This is a genomic window from uncultured Microscilla sp., assembly GCF_947493425.1.
GTDB lineage: Bacteria > Bacteroidota > Bacteroidia > Cytophagales > Microscillaceae > Microscilla.
On sequence record NZ_CANLRP010000002.1, the window covers coordinates 105,721 to 123,331 of the forward strand.

Sequence of the window (17,611 nt, forward strand, 5' to 3'; positions counted from 1 at the left end):
CAATGTTAAGGGGCTTTTTGATATTGAAACAAGGAAAGCTTATGTTTGAGTTTCTGAAACAAAATTATTTATGATGAGAAAATGGATACTATTAGTTTGTATGGTAATGTTGGTGGGAGTGGCAAAAACTTCTGCTCAACAAGCCCCAGCAGTAGATCAAGGTTTTGGTAAGTTTTGGAAGGCCTTGCGTACAGCAGTGGTTGGGCAAAACAGGCATGAAGTAATGAAAATGACTCATTTTCCGGTAGAAAATCTGATATGCCATGACATAGAAGCCAAAACTGACGATGAGTTGCCCAAATGCTCAAAAGAGAAGTTTAAAAGTTGTTATTACAAAATTTTTTCACGCTGTTTGCGTAAGCAGTTTATCAAAAACCGATTTCCTACCAAGGTCACCCAAGACAAAAAAGGGTATTATAGGTTCAAGGCTCATATGAAATACCGTGTGTATGGTAAGCGACAAGGAGAGGGAACTGTTACATTGGTTTTTAGTAAAGTAGATGGTACCTTTAAAATTATTCGTATTGTATGTGCCGGAGTTTGTGGGGGCGACTGCTAATACTCAATTAAAAAAACTCCTGAAGCATAGCCTCAGGAGTTTAGTCAGCGTATTATTTCACAAATGCTTAACCTTAAAATTTATTACACATTTTACATTACAAAATCTTTTACACCTGTTTATTTAGATTGTTGTTACTCAACATCTTTTATTTCTTCTTTTTTCCGCTCAAATCAAATGTAAGCGAAAAACGTAAAGTTTCAGCCAGGGGGTTCGCTTGGTCAGTGGCAAGCAAATAAGCCACGTCTAAACCAAATTGGGTATACTTAATTCCAGCTCCTACCGAAAAATACTTACGGTTCCCCTTATCTACACTTTCGCTAAAATAGCCAGCACGAGCGACAAAAGCATTGCGGTACCAATATTCTACCCCAGTAGACCAAATTACTTCTTTTAACTCCTCTGAAAGCCCATCGGGGGCATCGCCAAACGAACCAAACATTCCACTTAATAAAGTCTTGTCGCGAGGGCTGGTACCTTTGATAATATTGCCTTGAGCATCAGTTTGGGGAGGAGTGGGTACCATTAGCTTGTTGAAATCAACAGCCCAGGTAATTTTTTGGTGTTCGTCAATGTCTACTGTAAAAGCTGTTCCAAAACGTAAATTGGTAGGAATAAAATCGCGGTTATTTTGATCGGTATAACTTACCTTAGGGCCTATGTTAGAGATGTTTGCCCCTAAATTCCATTTAACTTCTTTGCCTGCAATGTAGATGGGCTTGGTGTAAAACACCGCAATGTCGGCAGCTACGGTATTTACTGGTTTACTTACTTCTTGGTTGCTTAGAGTAATCCCCCCTGTGACATTAGAGTGGATATAGCGCCCTGAAACCGCTACGCCTAAATTTTCTGATAACTTACGCGAATAGGTCAAAGCAGTAGAAAATTCGCGTGGCACAAAGTTACCTGTAATATTTCCTTCAGTATTGGTAAAAGTAATATCCCCCAGGTTAAAATAACGAACACCTAAACCAATGGCTTGCTTGTCGTCTAGTTTGTAGTGCCCTGCCAAATATGATATAGACATATCATTGACCAGTTTGCTAAGCCATGGAGTAAATGAAAGAGAAGCTCCAATTTTTGAATCATTAAATGCTAATTTGGCGGGGTTCCAATATATATCATTAGAAGTGGGCGAAGTAGCCACGCCTACATCTCCCATGCCAGCTGCACGGGCATCAGGGGTAATACTTAAAAACGATAAGGTAGTAGATACTGGGCGACTGTTAGACGATTGCCCTTGCAAACTTTGTGCGGAGCCCAGTTGGGTAACTGCGATGAGTAAAACGGTGAAGACAAAAACGGTTATTTTTTTCATTGCTCTAGTGTTTGTAAAATAGTAATAAGAAGCCATCTCGACTTTTAGGGTGTTGATGAAAATGATTGCTTTTGTTTGCTAACAAAGCGTTTTTTTTGAAGCATAGCAGCGCTACGGTGATAAACTTCTAAGTGTAATTGCTTATAACTTTGTGAAAGCAGGCAACGTATAAGTGGCTGGTTTCTGATTGGGTAATACTGGAAATGTGAGAAAAAAATGGAGAAAACAAAACTAATCAATTGATGATTAGGGTGATAAAAGGTTGGTTTTTTTGACTGTAAGTGTTTTGTTATCAGTTATTTATAAAGGTGGTTGAAATTATAGCGTTTTTTGAAAAAACATCAAGTGACCTTATGGCTAAGAAGAGGGAAGGAGCCCAGGTTTGCCTGCATAACTTTGCCTTTGACAGTAAACAAACATTCTCAATGTTTTGATTTGGTGGTGAATAATAATAGATTGGATCAGATACCTACCTGGGGTAGAAGTAAGCAATGTTTTAATAAATATACTACATACATGAAAACAGTTATAGGGCGATATGATAAGGCTGACTTTCCAGAGTTAATGCTTAAAAACTTGAGTGTAAAAACAGACACAGGAGCCTATACTTCCAGTATTCATTGTCATGACATTCAGGAAATAGAAGCAGAAGGGGAGGCTTATATTGAATTCTACTTATTAGACCCATCTCATCCTAAGTATGTACATAAAAAGTTTAAGACCAAACAGTATGAGAGAAAGGTAATTAAGAGCTCTTTTGGAGAATCAGAGGAGCGCTATATTATTTCTACAATCATCATCATGTTTGGGCAAGAGTATCCTATAGAACTTTCCCTGAGTGAGCGTAGTAATATGAAATACCCGGTTTTGTTAGGGAGAAAATTCCTTAATAAAAAGTTTGTGGTAGATACCTCGGTGAAAAATGTATCCTTTCAACAAAAGCAACAAACCGCCAAGAAAAAGGAATGAGTAAACGTATGTTTAAAGTTTGTCTTTGGGAGTAAAAATAGTGAGATTAGCCTCTAAATTATGGTTTTAAACATATCCTGAAGGATATTAAGCCTTTTAATATAGACAGCAACCAAAAGAGACCTATGAAATTAGTAATATTATCACGAAATCCAAAGCTGTATTCTACCCAAAGACTGGTAGAGGTTGGCGAAAAACGGGGACATGAAGTACTGGTGGTAGATCATTTGAAATGTATTATCGAGATAGAAAAAAAGAACCCTAAAATCTTTTACAAAGGAGCTTATCTGAACGATATAGATGCAGTCATTCCACGTATAGGAGCCTCAGTTACCTTTTATGGTACCTCAGTAGTACGCCAGTTTGAAATGATGAAAGTATTTACCGCAGTAGAGTCGCAAGCTTTGGTGCGCTCAAGAGATAAACTGCGCAGTCTACAGGTGCTTGCAAGGGCAGGCGTAGGGCTACCCAGAACAGTATTTACAAACTACACCAAAGATGTTCACCATGTGATAGAGTCAGTTGGAGGAGCACCTTTGGTATTGAAACTACTGGAAGGCACTCAAGGGTTGGGCGTAGTGCTTGCCGAAACTAAGAATGCTGCAACCTCGGTAATAGAAGCTTTCAATGGTTTGAAGGCAAGAGTGATAGCTCAAGAGTTTATCAAAGAAGCCGGAGGTGCTGACATTCGCGCTTTTGTAGTAGACGGTGTAGTGGTAGGTGCCATGCGGCGACAAGGTAAAGAGGGCGAGTTTCGGTCAAACCTGCATCGGGGTGGATCGGCAACTTTGATTCAGTTGTCGGACGAAGAAGAAAACACAGCATTAAAAGCCGCCAAAGCAATGGGCTTGGGGGTGGCCGGAGTAGATATGTTACAAGCAAGTAGTGGCCCTTTGGTGTTAGAGGTTAACTCTTCGCCAGGGCTAGAAGGCATAGAGGAAGCCACAGGTAAAGACGTTGCTAAAGAAATCATAAGGTATATCGAAAGAAATGTCTGACAAACCATTTGTTATTCTGGGGAAAGAAGTAAAAAAAGGTGAGCGTGCTTTTTTAGAGCTGGATGTAGCCAAGCTACATACCCGAAGTAGTCTTAAAATTTCTATCATTGTAGAACGCGCCAAGCAAGATGGTCCCACACTGTTATTGATGGGAGGTGTGCATGGCGACGAAGTAAATGGCGTAGCAATCGTGCGCGATATTATTCGGAAAAAGTATAACAAGCCTATGAAAGGCACTGTTATATGTATTCCTGTACTCAATGTTTTTGGTTATTTAAACCAAACCAGAGAGTTTCCCGATGGTCGTGATTTAAATAGAGTTTTTCCTGGGTCGTCTAGTGGATCACTTGCCAGCCAGTTTGCCCATCGTTTTACCAAAGACATTGCTCCGTTGGTTGACTATGTGATAGACTTTCACGCGGGAGGATCGGCACGGGAAAACTTTCCTAATGTAAGGGGAGATTTAGGAAACGAAAAAATGTTTGAACTTGCCAAAGTGTTTGGTGCTCCTTTTATTTTGCACTCGAGGTGTATTGCCAAGTCGTTGCGGGAGACCTTGACCAAAATGGGCAAAACAGTGATATTGTATGAGGGAGGTAAATCAAAACACCTCGATCAATTTATCATTAGCCATGGAGTAAATGGTGCTTTGAATATTATGACTTATCTGGGAATGCGGGACGATGCCCCCACAAGTAGTGCGCATCCCGTGATTATCAAAAAGTCTAAATGGATACGTGCCCCCTTTTCTGGAATGTTTCAACCTTTGGTTGCTAACGGAAGCAAAGTGACCAAAAAAACGCTTTTGGGTAGAATTACAGATCCTTATGGTGAGTTTGAAAAGAAAGTGTTTGCCCCATTTGATTGTCATATTTTCAATATAAATATGGCAGCAATTGTCAATAAGGGAGATGCCTTGTTTCACGTAAGTGTCGAGATTTTTGAATAAATAACAAAGCATTGAACCCCATAGCTCAAAACTATGGGGTTTTTTGTTTTACACCTGCATTCCATCACCAATGCTTTCTCTAAATAACGCATTCAAAGGTTCCCAGTTAGGGGTGAGTTTCTCGAACTTCTGAGCCGCAATTTCACACTTTTTAAGCCCCTCTTTGATAAACTCGTGTACATAAAGTTCTGGAGCGATCGTTTCTCCTTCTTTGGCCTTGGCTTTTTGCTCTAGCAAATCCTGAATAATGCTGATCAGTTGTTCGTCTTCTATGAGTGGCAACAGTTTGTAAAACTGTAGCGGCGGAATACTTTGGTATTGGGCAATCCAGTAAGCTGATAATACAGTACGCAAAGCATAAAAATACTTTTTAAGCTTTACTTCAGGCTCTTTTAAAGCACTTTCAAAAGTATTGTGGGCAATACCCAGGTAATGATGGATGGCTGCCCTGGGTGAAAAGTACTGAGGAGCAATGGCTCTCAAGCGCTCAATAAAATCGGTTTTTTGTAGGTACAAAGTGTCCGATTGCATCCACTCATAAGGAGATACATTTGACTTACCAAACAAGTGCAAAGCTTTGCGTATTTCCCACCCATTGAAATCAAGATCTTTGGTAACAAACAGGTTAATGTTATCATCAGGGGGATGAATAGACAAGTACTTATCGCGTGAATGGCGATAAAAAAAACGGACATCATAATCACTGTCAGGAGATGGAAAACCCCAGGCACGGCTGCCCGACTCACAAGCATAGAGGATTTCTATGTTTTGTGACTCTTCCAGTTTGGCGAGTTCATTTTGAATAGTCGTGTGCATTTCCTTGTTATTTATAGTCGATAATTAAATTGTGATGCCTATTGTCTTACATTAGCAGGTAGACTAAATGACTATGGCATAGTGTATGGCTCCGATTTTATGCTTAAAGCACATGTTTAACATAACTAATATAATCAATCTGAAACGAATCTTTTAGCTTTTCGGTTTTTACTTTTAACTTGTCTTTAGTTAGCTTACAGGTTTTAGGTAAAAAGCCACAACTTAGGTTAAGTTTTGCCCTTAAATACTTGGAACTTATGGCCAATGGCTTGGAGCTATTCCTGGGAACACACAAATAAATACACGCTTATGAAATTTGGAACTAAAGCCATACACGCAGGAGTTGAGCCAGAACCCACCACTGGTGCCATTATGACCCCTATTTTTCAAACTTCTACTTATGTACAGGAAGGTTTAGGTAAGCCCCGCCAAGGTTATGAATATTCGCGTACCAAAAATCCTACCCGTGCTCCTTTAGAAGCTAATCTGGCAGCGCTCGAAAATGGCAAGCATGGGCTTTGCTTTGCTTCAGGCATGTCGGCTACCGATGCCGTAATGAAAATTTTAAAGCCTGGGGATGAAATCATTGCCTGCAACGATATATATGGAGGTACTTACCGTTTGATAACTAAAGTATATGCGCCTTTGGGTATCAAGCCTAAGTTTGTAGACATGGGCGATCTGTCCAATGTAGAAGCGGCTATTACCAGTAATACCAAGCTTATTTGGGCAGAAACACCTACAAATCCTCTATTGAGCATTATAGATATTGCGGAGTTGGCTAAGGTTGCTAAAAAACACAATGTATTACTTTGTGTAGACAATACTTTCGCTACCCCTTACTTACAAAACCCGCTTGACCTAGGGGCTGACTTGGTGATGCACTCGGCTACCAAGTACTTAGGAGGGCACTCTGATGTAGTGATGGGAGCGTTAGTGACCGGTTCGGACGAATTGTATGAACAACTGGCATTTATCCAAAACTCTTGTGGTGCTGTACCCAGTCCTAATGATTGCTTTTTAATGTTGCGTGGTATCAAAACCTTGCATATTCGTATGGATCGCCATGAACTGAATGCCAAAGCCGTAGCAGAGTTTTTAAACAATCACGATAAAGTAGATAAAGTATATTGGATTGGCTTGCCTAGTCATAAAGGATACGATATAGTAAAAAAACAAATGCGTGGTTTTGGTGGGATGGTGTCGTTTACCCTAAAAGGCAACCACATGAACGAAGCCAAACAGTTGATGGAAAGCCTCAAGGTGTTTGCTTTGGGCGAGTCTTTGGGAGGAGTAGAGTCGCTTTGTACACACCCTGCTACTATGACCCACGCCAGTATTCCAGAAAAAGAGCGTGAAGCCCGTGGTTTGAAACAAACCCTGATTCGCCTGAGTGTGGGTATAGAAGATGCTGACGACCTGGTAGAAGATTTGCGTCAGGCTATCGCGGCCATCACTCGCGTAACAGCTTAAAAAAACTAATAATAAATCCCCTGACAAGTCAATTGTCAGGGGATTTATGGTTTTAAGCCCACTTAATAAATAGCTTGATAAATTTGCGTACCCGGTCGGTATAAGGAGGGTAAATTAGCTTGATGCCAGTAAACCCCACCCTTTGTTTGAGTAGTGCTCTTTCGTTCGAGAAAGCTTCAAAACCATAGTAGCCATGTGTTTTGCCAATACCACTATTATTTACACCACCAAAAGGCAGGTGAGGGTTGACAATATGTAGCATTGTATCATTAACGGTAGTTCCCCCAGCAGTAGTATTGTTTATTATAAACTGTTGGTTGCGCTTATTTTTGCTAAAAATGTATAAAGCAAGCGGTTTTGCTTTGCTATTAATCAGGTCAGTAGCTTCTTGTAGATTTTCAAAGGGTATAATTGGTAGTACTGGCCCAAAGATCTCTTCTTGCATTACCTCCATTTCAGGGGCAACGTTTTCGAGCAGGGTAGGAGCTATATAGTGTTGACTGGCGTCCATATCGCCCCCTTCACTTATTTGTGCTCCTTTGGCTACAGCGTCATCTATCAATTGTTTTACTCGGGTAAAATGTCGTTCGTTGACAATGCGGGTGAGGTCAGGGCTTTCTTTCACGTTTTCGCCATAAAACTGGTGAATTTTGTCTTTCATTTTACTTATCAGCGCTTCCCTTACTGACTCGTGCACCAATACATAATCGGGAGCAATACAGGTTTGCCCACAGTTCATAAATTTTCCGTATACAATTTTTTCTGCGGCATCATCTACATTGGTAGTATCGTCTATAATGGTAGGTGATTTTCCCCCCAATTCGAGCGTGACCGGAGTCAAGTGTTCTGATGCTGCCTTCATAATGATTTTGCCCAAGGCTGGGCTTCCTGTAAAAAATATATGATCAAACCTTTTCTTGAGCAGGTGTTGAGCCACATTTGCGTCTCCCTCAAAAACAGCGACTTCGTTTTCATTGAAAACCTGCCTTATCAGCTTTTTTATAAAAGCCGATGTATGTGGTGTCATCTCCGAGGGTTTAAGTATAGCGGCATTACCTGCTGCTATAGCATATACCAATGGATCAATGGTTAACTGAAAGGGGTAGTTCCAGGGGGCAATGATCAATGCTACACCTTTGGGCTCTTTTATAATGCGTGAACTGGTACCTAACAGCGCTTTTGGGGTAGCTACTTTTTTGGGGCGCATCCACTTTTTGAGCTTGCTACAAACATGATCTATAGCTTTATACACCACAAATATTTCGGTAACATCTACTTCTTCGGCCGACTTACGAAAGTCGTTATAAATGGCTTGCCGTAGTTCGGTGGCATTGTCTTGAATGGCTTTTTTCAACGCTTTAAGTTTAGTAATGCGTTGGCTGACAGTGGTGGCTTTTAATGCTTGAGCGTTTCTTTGCTGCGCCTCAAAAACCTGGTCGATGTGCTCAAATGTGGAAGGAGCTTGAAGAGTATCAATAGTTGTATTCATTTTATTTTGATTTTCGAGCTTTAAGTAGAAAGTTGTATTTTACAAATATATAAAATATAATAGATACTTTTTCGTAATTACCGTTATTAGAAATAATAGGGCTGTTTATGTGTGCACGAAACCCTGCGTAAGTTTCAGGGACCTGCTATAAATAACAAGCTGAAAGGGTAATTTGTTTGCTTAACAATTACATAATATTAGAATGTGTTAAACTTCATTAAAGGGACTTGCGTATGATAATTTAGTATTAGTATTAATTTATTATTAAATTTATGTTAATATAAATTAATATGCTTAATTAAATACCCGGAATTATGAAAAAGATAATAATTACTATTGTTACCTGGGGATTGTTGGGAGGAATGACCGGATTTACTCAAAGCAACCAATACCTCAAGCGTCGGATTACTCAACTCATTCAAAACCCTGTTGTATCAACCCATCACATACACCAGCAGCTGGAGAGTTACATAAAATACCTGACAACCAAGCGTAAGCGTTATAAAAATGAGCGTAAGTTTTTAAAGTATTTGTTTTTTAGTACGCACAAAAAGTTTCTGAAAAAATATGAAATGTATCAAGATTTTTCAGAAATTTTTAGCGAAGAGCAAAAATACAACTGTGTATCAGGTACTACTTTATATGCCCTTATCTTACAAGAGTTAGGTTATCAGTATTCTATCAGAGAAACAGCTTTTCATGTATACCTGATAGTGCATACCCAAAATTACCCCAAAATTCTATTTGATTCTACTGACCCACACCACGGTTTTTTGTACAATCCATACGTAGTTCGTAAAAGAGAGCGTCATTACACTGAGGGTAATCAACATAAGTTTAATCAGGAAATTACCCTATCTCAATTGATTGGTTTACAGTACTATAATCAGGGAGTACATCATTTTAATAAAAAAATATTTGGTAAAGCACTGGTCAAGCTATCTAAAGCATACCAACATTACCCATCTAATCGTATAAAGGCATTGCAGGAACTTGCCCAAAGCTTTTACAAATCGACGTTGGCCAAACGCTAATAAAATAAATAGTTACAGGTTATAATATGTCTATGTGTTGCAATTAGGATGAGTTTTTGCTAATATGGTAAAAGGCATAAAAACCATTGTAATGAATGAATAAGGTTTGGGTATCTTGTATTTTTTTATTGTTGTTTGTTATGGGGTGTCAAAAGGCAGAAAAGCGCCCAAAGGCAGTCAAGGGTTACTTAGACTTACGTCAGTGGTCGTTTGACCAACAACCTGAAATTTCTCTCAACGGACAGTGGGAGTTTTTTTGGCAAAAGCACCACCTTCCTAACCACACCTCCTCTGTAACCCCGACCTATGTAAAAGTACCCTCAGCCTGGACTAAGTATACAATTGACCAACATCTACTTCCCGACAAAGGTTTTGCTACCTATCGCCTTAGGGTTGTTCTTGATACTTCTCAAATAAATCAGCCACTGGCTATCAACGCCAGAATAATTCAGACCGCTTATCGGCTATACGTACAAGGAAAGCATTTGGGTGGAAGTGGTACCCCTGCGGCTTCTGCTCAGGCTACTCGCCCTGAGCTTCACGCCAGGGTATATACCTTTGAGCCTCGATCTGATACAGTAGAAGTGCTCTTACAAGTGGCTTGCTTTCATAACAACTCAGGTGGTTTGTCGCGTGCCATTGAGTTAGGTAGAGCCGACTATCTCACCCAAAACTTTCAGTACAGTATATACATAGATTTTTTGCTGATGGGAAGCTTGTTCATCATTGCTTTGTATCACTTTAGTTTGTTTTATTTTCGCCGTCAAAACCTTGCCCCCATCTATTTTGGTACTTTCTGTTTCATTGTTGCCTTACGCTTGCTTGCCCTGAGCGCTTTTAACGTATCAAGTCATTTGAATTGGATTACTTATGAACATATCCAAAAAGCGTCGTACTTGACCTATTATTTAGGCACTTTCACATTTTTATTGTTTATCCGAAGCCTCTTTACTGAGGAATTTAAGCGTGTGGTCATAAAAATAGCTACAGTAGTAGTAGCACCACTTACTGCCTTGGTGATATTGAGCCATAATTATATTTATAACAAGACTTTACCTTACTATCAGCTTTTTTCTTTGCTAATCATTCTTTATGTTTTTTATGTATTAATATTGGCAGCTATTCGCAAAAAAAGTGGTGCCCTTACTTTTTTGCTAGGATTCATTGCCATTGCAGTGTCAATAGTCAATGATATTTTATATGCCAACCACATCATTGATACGGGACACTATGCCCCTTGGGGGTTATTTATATTTGTATTGGCACAAGCCGTAGTATTATCTGGGCGTTTTTCCAAGGCTTTTATCAGGGCAGAAGACCTCACTTTTGAACTGAACGACTTGAACCAAAGCCTGGAGCAGAAAGTGATAGACAGGACGCAGTCATTGGATAACACCAGAGGGGAACTTCAGCGCAAAAACGATAACATTACCGCAAGCATTAACTATGCACAAAGAATTCAGAACGCCATGCTGCCTCGTTGGGCAAAGGTGCAGGAAGATCTTCCAGAGAGTTTTTTAATGTTTCATCCCAAAGACCTTGTATCGGGTGATTTTTACTGGTTTGCCAAAACACCTCCCGAACCTCTTTATAAAGAAACCATGACCTTTGATGGAGTACATCGGGTTTTTAAAGGGCTTACCAACGAAAAACTCATTTTAGCTGCGGTTGACTGTACCGGACATGGAGTGCCTGGGGCTTTTATGAGTCTGATTGGTAATAACCTACTTAACCAGATTATTCTTGAGCAAAAAATAGTTGCCGCGGATGTTATTTTGCATGAATTGAATGTGCACGTAAAACAATCGTTGAAACAGAATGAGACCCATAACAGGGATGGAATGGATATAACACTGGTGGTGATTGACCAACAACAGAAAACAATGGACTTTGCTGGAGCCCAGAACCCACTTTATTGTATACAAAATGAAGAACTAAAGGTAATCAAGGGTACAAAGTCATCTATTGGAGGCAGGCATCATAACAGTGATGTGTTGTATGACAGTTGTCGCATAAGCATTGATCAGCCCACTACTTTTTATATGGCTTCAGATGGCTTTCAAGACCAGTTTGGGGGCAAAGACAATAAGAAGTTTATGGTACGTCGTTTCCGAAGATTATTGGCTGAAATACACCGAAAGCCTATGCCTGAGCAGAAAGAAATACTGGAACAAACGTTGAGCGAATGGATGCAGGGCGAGTACGAACAGATAGACGATATATTGGTGATAGGAGTAAAACTGAGTTGATAAATTGCCTTAAAATGTATAATTTAGGTTTTGCTAAACCATAAATTATGCCTGTGCACTATCTGAAATACTGCTTGTTTTATTGGTTATTTTTAGGAATATCAAGCTTGGTGATGGCTCAGGAAACAGTGATTATACCAGATAGTTTGGCAAAGCTGCCCGCGTACAATGGAGGTCGCTTTCATGACGTAACCAGGCAACTTCATATCTTACGCGATCAGTCTCAACAGCTAACTTACCCTCAAGTAAAGCAATTTTCTTCTAAGTTTATTGCCAACAATACCCACCAACAGCCACTTGAACATTTTGAGAGCTGCTGGGTAAAAATCACCTTACAATCTCCCATTACCCAAGACTACTTTTTGTATTTTCCCTCTTCGTTTGACATAGATGTGTTTGTAGAGTACCCAAAAAACAAAGTTGGATTAAAAAAGACTGGTTATCACGTGCATCCTTCACAAAAAGATGTAAGGGGCTACCGAAAACACTTTGTAAGAGTACTACTTCAGGCTCAGCAGGCAACTACCCTATACATCCATTATAAGATGGGTTATCGCTCATTTTTTAATGCCGAGGTGTTGCTTTCCCTATACCCGGCAAAAGTGTACGAAACTTCGGGCTATGTGTTAAACATAGTAAAATTACACGAGGTATTTATTTACATCTGGGTAGTTTTGATGGTATACAATGGATTACTTTTTCTGATAATCAAAGAACGCTTATACCTGATCTATACCTTTTATATATTTACCTGGCTTGGCTTTAGCGACACCTCGTTTCACTTACTATCTCTTTATTTTACCAAAGCACACCTGGTGCCTGTCTGGATCATATTTGTGTTTTTATACTGCTCCAGCTTTGTGGTGTTTTTACAACATTATCTAAAGGTGAAAGAACATTTGCCTCGTTTTGCCCGCATCAACCGTTTATTGTTGGTATTTTTTTGCTGGGTTTTGTTGTATGGTTTGATTGACTTTCTGCTTGCTTATCAATGGGTGCCCGTATCTGCATTTACCAAAACATTGTATACCTATTTAATTGATATTTGCTTCGTTTTTATACTGATTTCTACCCTCATTCCTTTTTTGTTTTTTTTACAGGCAGTGGTCATTTACCGCAAAGGGTACAAACCTGCCAGCTGGTATATAGCAGGGAGCTTTATACTCTTATTCAGTGTATCAGGTTACTATATCATCAACTATGTGTTTACCTTCACTAATAATAAACTGTTTGTAAATAATGTGTTTCGAGTGGGACAACAAATAGGGTTTACCCTTGAAATGATGATTTTTTCGATAGGCATTGGGTATCGCTACAACAGTACCCAAAAAGCAAAGCAAAAGTTGTTGCAAAATCAAAATAAACTGTTGGAAGAGCAAGTGAGCCTGCATACTCAACAACTGACCCAAGCCAACTATGAAATTACCCGACAACGTGATCACCTTAAGCAGAAAAATAAAGACATCATGGATAGTATCAACTATGCCCGTTATATCCAGCAAGCCTTTTTACCCCAAAAAACTGCAATTCAGGCATTGCTCCCAGAGAGCTTTATATTTTTTAAACCCAAAGAGGTGGTTTCAGGCGATTTTTACTGGTTTGCCAAAATTAACCGCAGAGCACAGTTAGTGAGAAATAAAATGTACCAAGGTGCTGACTACCAGCGTAGTAAAATACAGTATGATAACTCAAAAGTTGTAATTGTTGCAGCCGATTGCACCGGGCATGGAGTAGCGGGAGCTTTGATGAGTATGGTAGGCAATGATGCGCTGAATAAAATTGTCCTTGACCGGGGAATAGTAGAGGCCGATAAAATTTTGAATCTACTCAACTTTAATATTTTACAGTTAATCTATAATCAAGAAGCTAGAAGTGGTGTAGGTATGGATGTTTCGCTGGCTGTGATAGACCAAACCGCCAAAACCATAGAATTTGCTGGGGCGCTTAGTTCTTTGGTGGTGATACAAAATGGTGAGTTGAGGAGTATCAAAGGAGATATTTTTCCGGTGGGTGGGATAGGTGGAACAGCCAGGCGTTTTTCAAAACATCTGGTAGACATTTCGGTACCCACTACGCTTTACCTGTTTTCTGATGGCTTTAGGGATCAGTTTGGTGGAGAGGCTGGTAAAAAATTTAGCACCAAGCGTTTTTATAAGTTGCTTCATAGCATACATACCGAGCCTATGTCTCGTCAGGAAGCCATTTTAAAAGACACGATGTTTCAGTGGATGGAATCTTATGACCAATTAGATGATATGCTGGTTATGGGGCTTAGGGTGGGGTAAGTCTTGAATGATTTTAGGCAAAACAATGGTATATTGACCCGCTAAATTTCCTTTGAAAACCCTTTCTAAAATTTACATTTCTGCTTTGATAAAGTTATCTTAGCAGATTGTTTAAAAAACCAGCAAAATGGAATTTAAACAATCTTCGTCTTTTTTATTGATCTAAATTATACATTGCCTATTATGGGTTCATTGGCAAAAACATATTCTCAGGAAAAGCTTCTCGGACAAATCTATACGCCTACTTTCATCATAGAAAAAATTCTTGATGATATAGACTATCATTCGCGCGCCGAAATATTGGGTAAACCCTTGCTTGACCCTGCCTGTGGCAATGGTCGGTTTTTGATAGAAGCCGCCAAACGGGTCATTGCTATTTCGCCCAAGAAAGACATGGCAAAAAACCTGGAGCAACTCTATGGTTGGGACATAGACGGTGCTGCTGTTGAAGAGTGCATAGAGAACATGAACCACTTGGTCAAGCCACTGAATATTCAGGTAAACTGGAAAATTTATGAGCTCGATTCATTGCATTATATAGAGCATCCCGAAGAAGTACGTTTTGATTTTATTGTGGGTAACCCACCTTATATTCGAATACAACACCTGGACGAAACCCAACGAAAATATATTCAAACCCATTACTCTTTTTGCAAAAGTGGTTCTACCGATATTTATATGGCATTTTTTGAGCTATGCCATAAGTTATTGACTCCTACCGGAGTATGTGGTTTGATCACCCCTAATACCTATTTTTATACCCAAACTGCCCAGGCAATGCGTGATGCATTTGCCCACCTCAAAAACATTCGACAGATTACCAATTATGGTAAAATCCAGGTTTTTCAAAACGCCACCACCTACAGCGCCATTACTATTTTTACCAAGAAAATATACTCTCCTCAACACCAGTTTTTTTTATACCAACAAGCCATCGATAAAGATGCTTTTCAGGAGCGGGAAGTAGCCATAGAAGAAATTACTGACAAAGCTATTTGGCAACTGTCTGCTACCCGAAAACTGAACTCTGAGGGGATAAAACTAGGCGATATTTGCCAAATACATACTGGGTTGGCTACGCTGATGGACAAGGCGTATGTGTTTCCGATAGAGCCGTTGGATGATACTTTTGTTTGGGCAGACACTAAACTCAAAGGGCGGGTAAAAATAGAAAAGGCAGTACTTAAGCCCATTATCAAGGCTTCCACCTTTAAAAAAGGAGACGCCATTACCGACTATATTTTGTTTCCTTATAAACTGGAAACCACCGAAGAAAACGGACAGCCAGTAAATAAACACGTGATTATGCCCGAAAAAGAGTTGGCGGGCAACTACCCCGAAGCCTTTGCTTATTTGCTTACCATCAAAAATGAACTCGACAAACGCGACAATGGCAAACCCAACTCGGTTGCCTGGTATGCTTTTGGGCGTAGTCAGGGGTTGGATAATAGCTTTGGTGAAAAAATTATCTTTTCGCCTATGAATAAAAAGCCCAACTTTATCCACATCACCAACCCCCATACTACTTATTACTCAGGATATTGTATCAAGTACCAAGGCGATTACCAAAGACTATTGCCCCAGCTTAACTCTCAGGCAATGGAAGACTTTATAGAAGTATCAGCGCGCGATTTTAGGGGAGGGTGGAAAGCCTACAGCAAAAAAATACTACAGCAATTTATCATAAATGCGCAAGGATTGTAAAACGTCCGTTTTTTACCAAACATTTTTAGATACAATTGGTTGAAAGGTAAACGCGCTCTCGTGCTTGAGTGAGTCAAGAAAGGTCAAACAGGCTATAACTAACTTGTTAAGCCTTTCATCATCAGACAAAATATAGAGGCTGGCATTAAAAGACAACCACTAAAAACCACCTGCTAAAGACTATTTTTGTCTTAATTGCTGAATTTATTTGAATCATATTATATTTGTTGGGTTTTTAAGCGAATCCTCAATAAATTTGCGCGTCTGAAATAAGAAACCATTGAATTTTTGAGTAAATTGAATTCAAACAGTTTCTCAAAAGCACAAAAAGAAGTTATTTTTAATTCTACAATAAAACACTACTATGACAATTACGATTGTGGCCGCGATAGCAGCCTTTTCACTTGTAATTTTGTTGCTGGTATTTCTGCTTTTATTTGCTCAATCATATTTGGTACAAAGCGGTCCGGTAAAAATTATTATCAATGGAGACGAAGAAAACCCGGTAGAAGTAGCCGCAGGTTCTACGCTCCTTACTACCTTGTCAAATCAAAGTATGTTCTTGCCCTCTGCTTGTGGTGGAGGTGGTACGTGTGCCATGTGTAAGTGTCAGGTGCTTGATGGTGGCGGAGATGTATTGCCTACTGAGGCGCCCCACCTCAGCCGTCAAGAACAAAAAGAGAACGTTCGTTTGGCTTGTCAGGTAAAAGTAAAACAAGACATGCGCATTGGTATCCCAGAAGAAATTTTTGGTATCAAAAAATGGGATTGTGAAGTGGTGTCGAACTATAATGTGGCCACCTTTATCAAGGAGTTTGTTGTAAAACTGCCCGATGGCGAAACGATGGACTTTGATCCAGGAGGATATATTCAGATTGATGTTCCTGAGATTACAGTTGACTTTAAAACAATGGACATCAAACCTCACCCTGATGATCCTGCCGGACCAGACAAATTTAAACCTGACTGGGATAAGTTCAACCTTTGGCCACTCAAAATGGTCAATGATGAGCCCATTTTCCGTGCTTACTCTATGGCAAACCACCCTGCCGAAGGAAACATCATTATGTTGAATATTCGTATTGCTACGCCCCCCTGGGATCGTGCCAAAAACGATTGGATGGCAGTGAACCCTGGTATTTGTTCTTCTTATGTGTTCTCACGCAAGCCAGGCGACAAAGTAACTATTTCGGGTCCTTATGGTGAATTCCATATCAACCCAACCGACCGCGAAATGATTTATATAGGTGGTGGTGCCGGAATGGCTCCTTTACGTTCGCACTTGTTCCATTTATTCCACACCGAAAAAACCAAACATCGCAAGGTTTCTTACTGGTATGGTGGTCGTTCTAAGCGTGAATTGTTCTATACTGATCACTTTCGTAACATTGAAGAAGAATATCCCAACTTTAAATACAACATTGCGCTTTCTGAGCCAATGGAAGAAGACAACTGGGATGGTTACCAAGGGTTTATTCACCAGGTGTTGTACGACAATTACTTGAAAGATCACCCGGAACCAGATGAAATCGAGTTTTACTTCTGTGGTCCTCCTATGATGAATGCCGCAGTAATTAAGATGTTAGACGATATGGGTATTCCTGATGAGAATATTCGTTTTGACGACTTTGGTTGATACAAAAATACAACTCTATACATTTTTTGCAGGGGCACCTTATACCAAAGGTGTCCCTGTTTTTTTTGCCTGCTGCCTTAATTTACTATCTTTCCGGTACTAGCTTAAAAATTAGCAACAACAACTAAGAAT

Annotated in this window: 13 protein-coding genes; 10 read left to right on the plus strand and 3 right to left on the minus strand. The window is 39.7% G+C overall.

Translation table 11 applies throughout. The features are described from left to right. Positions 1-70 precede the first annotated feature (70 nt). Complete coding sequence (locus Q0954_RS01270) at positions 71-559, plus strand: hypothetical protein (protein ID WP_299452582.1); 489 nt, start codon at positions 71-73, stop codon at positions 557-559. Between the two features lie 148 nt (positions 560-707). Here Q0954_RS01270 and porV read toward each other — a convergent pair whose 3' ends face one another. Further along, complete coding sequence (gene porV, locus Q0954_RS01275) at positions 708-1,877, minus strand: type IX secretion system outer membrane channel protein PorV (RefSeq protein WP_299452584.1); 1,170 nt, start codon at positions 1,875-1,877, stop codon at positions 708-710. Between the two features lie 516 nt (positions 1,878-2,393). Here porV and Q0954_RS01280 point away from each other — a divergent pair. From Q0954_RS01280 to Q0954_RS01290, 3 genes are all read left to right on the plus strand, one after another. Continuing rightward, positions 2,394-2,846: a RimK/LysX family protein gene (locus tag Q0954_RS01280; RefSeq protein WP_299452586.1), complete on the plus strand. Its 453-nt coding sequence runs from the start codon at positions 2,394-2,396 to the stop codon at positions 2,844-2,846. Positions 2,847-2,971: 125 nt separating this feature from the next. Then, positions 2,972-3,844, plus strand: a complete 873-nt coding sequence (gene rimK / locus Q0954_RS01285; RefSeq protein WP_299452588.1) for a 30S ribosomal protein S6--L-glutamate ligase — start codon at positions 2,972-2,974, stop codon at positions 3,842-3,844. Then, a complete protein-coding gene (locus Q0954_RS01290; protein WP_299452590.1) occupies positions 3,837-4,793 on the plus strand; it encodes a succinylglutamate desuccinylase/aspartoacylase family protein in 957 nt (318 codons plus the stop codon). Before rimK ends, Q0954_RS01290 begins: the two co-directional genes overlap by 8 nt. A 48-nt stretch (positions 4,794-4,841) precedes the next feature. Here the strand turns inward: Q0954_RS01290 and Q0954_RS01295 are convergent, their stop codons facing one another. After that, positions 4,842-5,609: a nucleotidyltransferase domain-containing protein gene (locus Q0954_RS01295; protein WP_299452593.1), complete on the minus strand. Its 768-nt coding sequence runs from the start codon at positions 5,607-5,609 to the stop codon at positions 4,842-4,844. A gap of 264 nt (positions 5,610-5,873) precedes the next feature. On the opposite strand from Q0954_RS01295, the gene Q0954_RS01300 reads away from it, so the two are divergent. Continuing rightward, complete coding sequence (locus Q0954_RS01300; RefSeq protein ID WP_299452596.1) at positions 5,874-7,082, plus strand: cystathionine gamma-synthase; 1,209 nt, start codon at positions 5,874-5,876, stop codon at positions 7,080-7,082. 52 nt (positions 7,083-7,134) lie between these two features. Here the strand turns inward: Q0954_RS01300 and Q0954_RS01305 are convergent, their stop codons facing one another. Further along, positions 7,135-8,571, minus strand: a complete 1,437-nt coding sequence (locus Q0954_RS01305) for an aldehyde dehydrogenase family protein (protein WP_299452598.1) — start codon at positions 8,569-8,571, stop codon at positions 7,135-7,137. Between the two features lie 314 nt (positions 8,572-8,885). Here Q0954_RS01305 and Q0954_RS01310 point away from each other — a divergent pair, with 314 nt between their 5' ends. The 5 genes from Q0954_RS01310 to nqrF all read left to right on the plus strand — a co-directional run bounded on the left by Q0954_RS01310 (position 8,886) and on the right by nqrF (position 17,479). Continuing rightward, positions 8,886-9,605, plus strand: coding sequence for a hypothetical protein (locus Q0954_RS01310; protein ID WP_299452601.1), 720 nt, complete (start codon positions 8,886-8,888; stop codon positions 9,603-9,605). A gap of 95 nt (positions 9,606-9,700) precedes the next feature. Continuing rightward, entirely contained in the window at positions 9,701-11,854 is a 2,154-nt protein-coding gene (locus tag Q0954_RS01315) for a 7TM diverse intracellular signaling domain-containing protein (RefSeq protein WP_299452604.1), read from the plus strand. Positions 11,855-11,901: 47 nt separating this feature from the next. Beyond that, a complete protein-coding gene (locus Q0954_RS01320) occupies positions 11,902-14,139 on the plus strand; it encodes a 7TM diverse intracellular signaling domain-containing protein (RefSeq protein WP_299452606.1) in 2,238 nt (745 codons plus the stop codon). A 183-nt stretch (positions 14,140-14,322) separates the two neighbouring features. Then, entirely contained in the window at positions 14,323-15,843 is a 1,521-nt protein-coding gene (locus tag Q0954_RS01325) for an N-6 DNA methylase (protein WP_299452609.1), read from the plus strand. A gap of 364 nt (positions 15,844-16,207) precedes the next feature. After that, the gene (gene nqrF / locus Q0954_RS01330) at positions 16,208-17,479 is read left to right on the plus strand and encodes an NADH:ubiquinone reductase (Na(+)-transporting) subunit F (RefSeq protein ID WP_299452611.1); all 1,272 of its coding nucleotides are present in this window, start codon (positions 16,208-16,210) and stop codon (positions 17,477-17,479) included. The last annotated feature ends 132 nt before the right edge of the window (positions 17,480-17,611 follow it).

What these genes read in the sequence shown, in the direction of transcription:
- Q0954_RS01270 (WP_299452582.1), top strand. Translation starts at nt 71, where the DNA reads ATGATGAGAAAATGGATACTATTAGTTTGTATGGTAATGTTGGTGGGA.
- porV (WP_299452584.1), bottom strand. Translation starts at nt 1,877, where the DNA reads ATGAAAAAAATAACCGTTTTTGTCTTCACCGTTTTACTCATCGCAGTT.
- Q0954_RS01280 (WP_299452586.1), top strand. Translation starts at nt 2,394, where the DNA reads ATGAAAACAGTTATAGGGCGATATGATAAGGCTGACTTTCCAGAGTTA.
- rimK (WP_299452588.1), top strand. Translation starts at nt 2,972, where the DNA reads ATGAAATTAGTAATATTATCACGAAATCCAAAGCTGTATTCTACCCAA.
- Q0954_RS01290 (WP_299452590.1), top strand. Translation starts at nt 3,837, where the DNA reads ATGTCTGACAAACCATTTGTTATTCTGGGGAAAGAAGTAAAAAAAGGT.
- Q0954_RS01295 (WP_299452593.1), bottom strand. Translation starts at nt 5,609, where the DNA reads ATGCACACGACTATTCAAAATGAACTCGCCAAACTGGAAGAGTCACAA.
- Q0954_RS01300 (WP_299452596.1), top strand. Translation starts at nt 5,874, where the DNA reads ATGGCTTGGAGCTATTCCTGGGAACACACAAATAAATACACGCTTATG.
- Q0954_RS01305 (WP_299452598.1), bottom strand. Translation starts at nt 8,571, where the DNA reads ATGAATACAACTATTGATACTCTTCAAGCTCCTTCCACATTTGAGCAC.
- Q0954_RS01310 (WP_299452601.1), top strand. Translation starts at nt 8,886, where the DNA reads ATGAAAAAGATAATAATTACTATTGTTACCTGGGGATTGTTGGGAGGA.
- Q0954_RS01315 (WP_299452604.1), top strand. Translation starts at nt 9,701, where the DNA reads ATGAATAAGGTTTGGGTATCTTGTATTTTTTTATTGTTGTTTGTTATG.
- Q0954_RS01320 (WP_299452606.1), top strand. Translation starts at nt 11,902, where the DNA reads ATGCCTGTGCACTATCTGAAATACTGCTTGTTTTATTGGTTATTTTTA.
- Q0954_RS01325 (WP_299452609.1), top strand. Translation starts at nt 14,323, where the DNA reads ATGGGTTCATTGGCAAAAACATATTCTCAGGAAAAGCTTCTCGGACAA.
- nqrF (WP_299452611.1), top strand. Translation starts at nt 16,208, where the DNA reads ATGACAATTACGATTGTGGCCGCGATAGCAGCCTTTTCACTTGTAATT.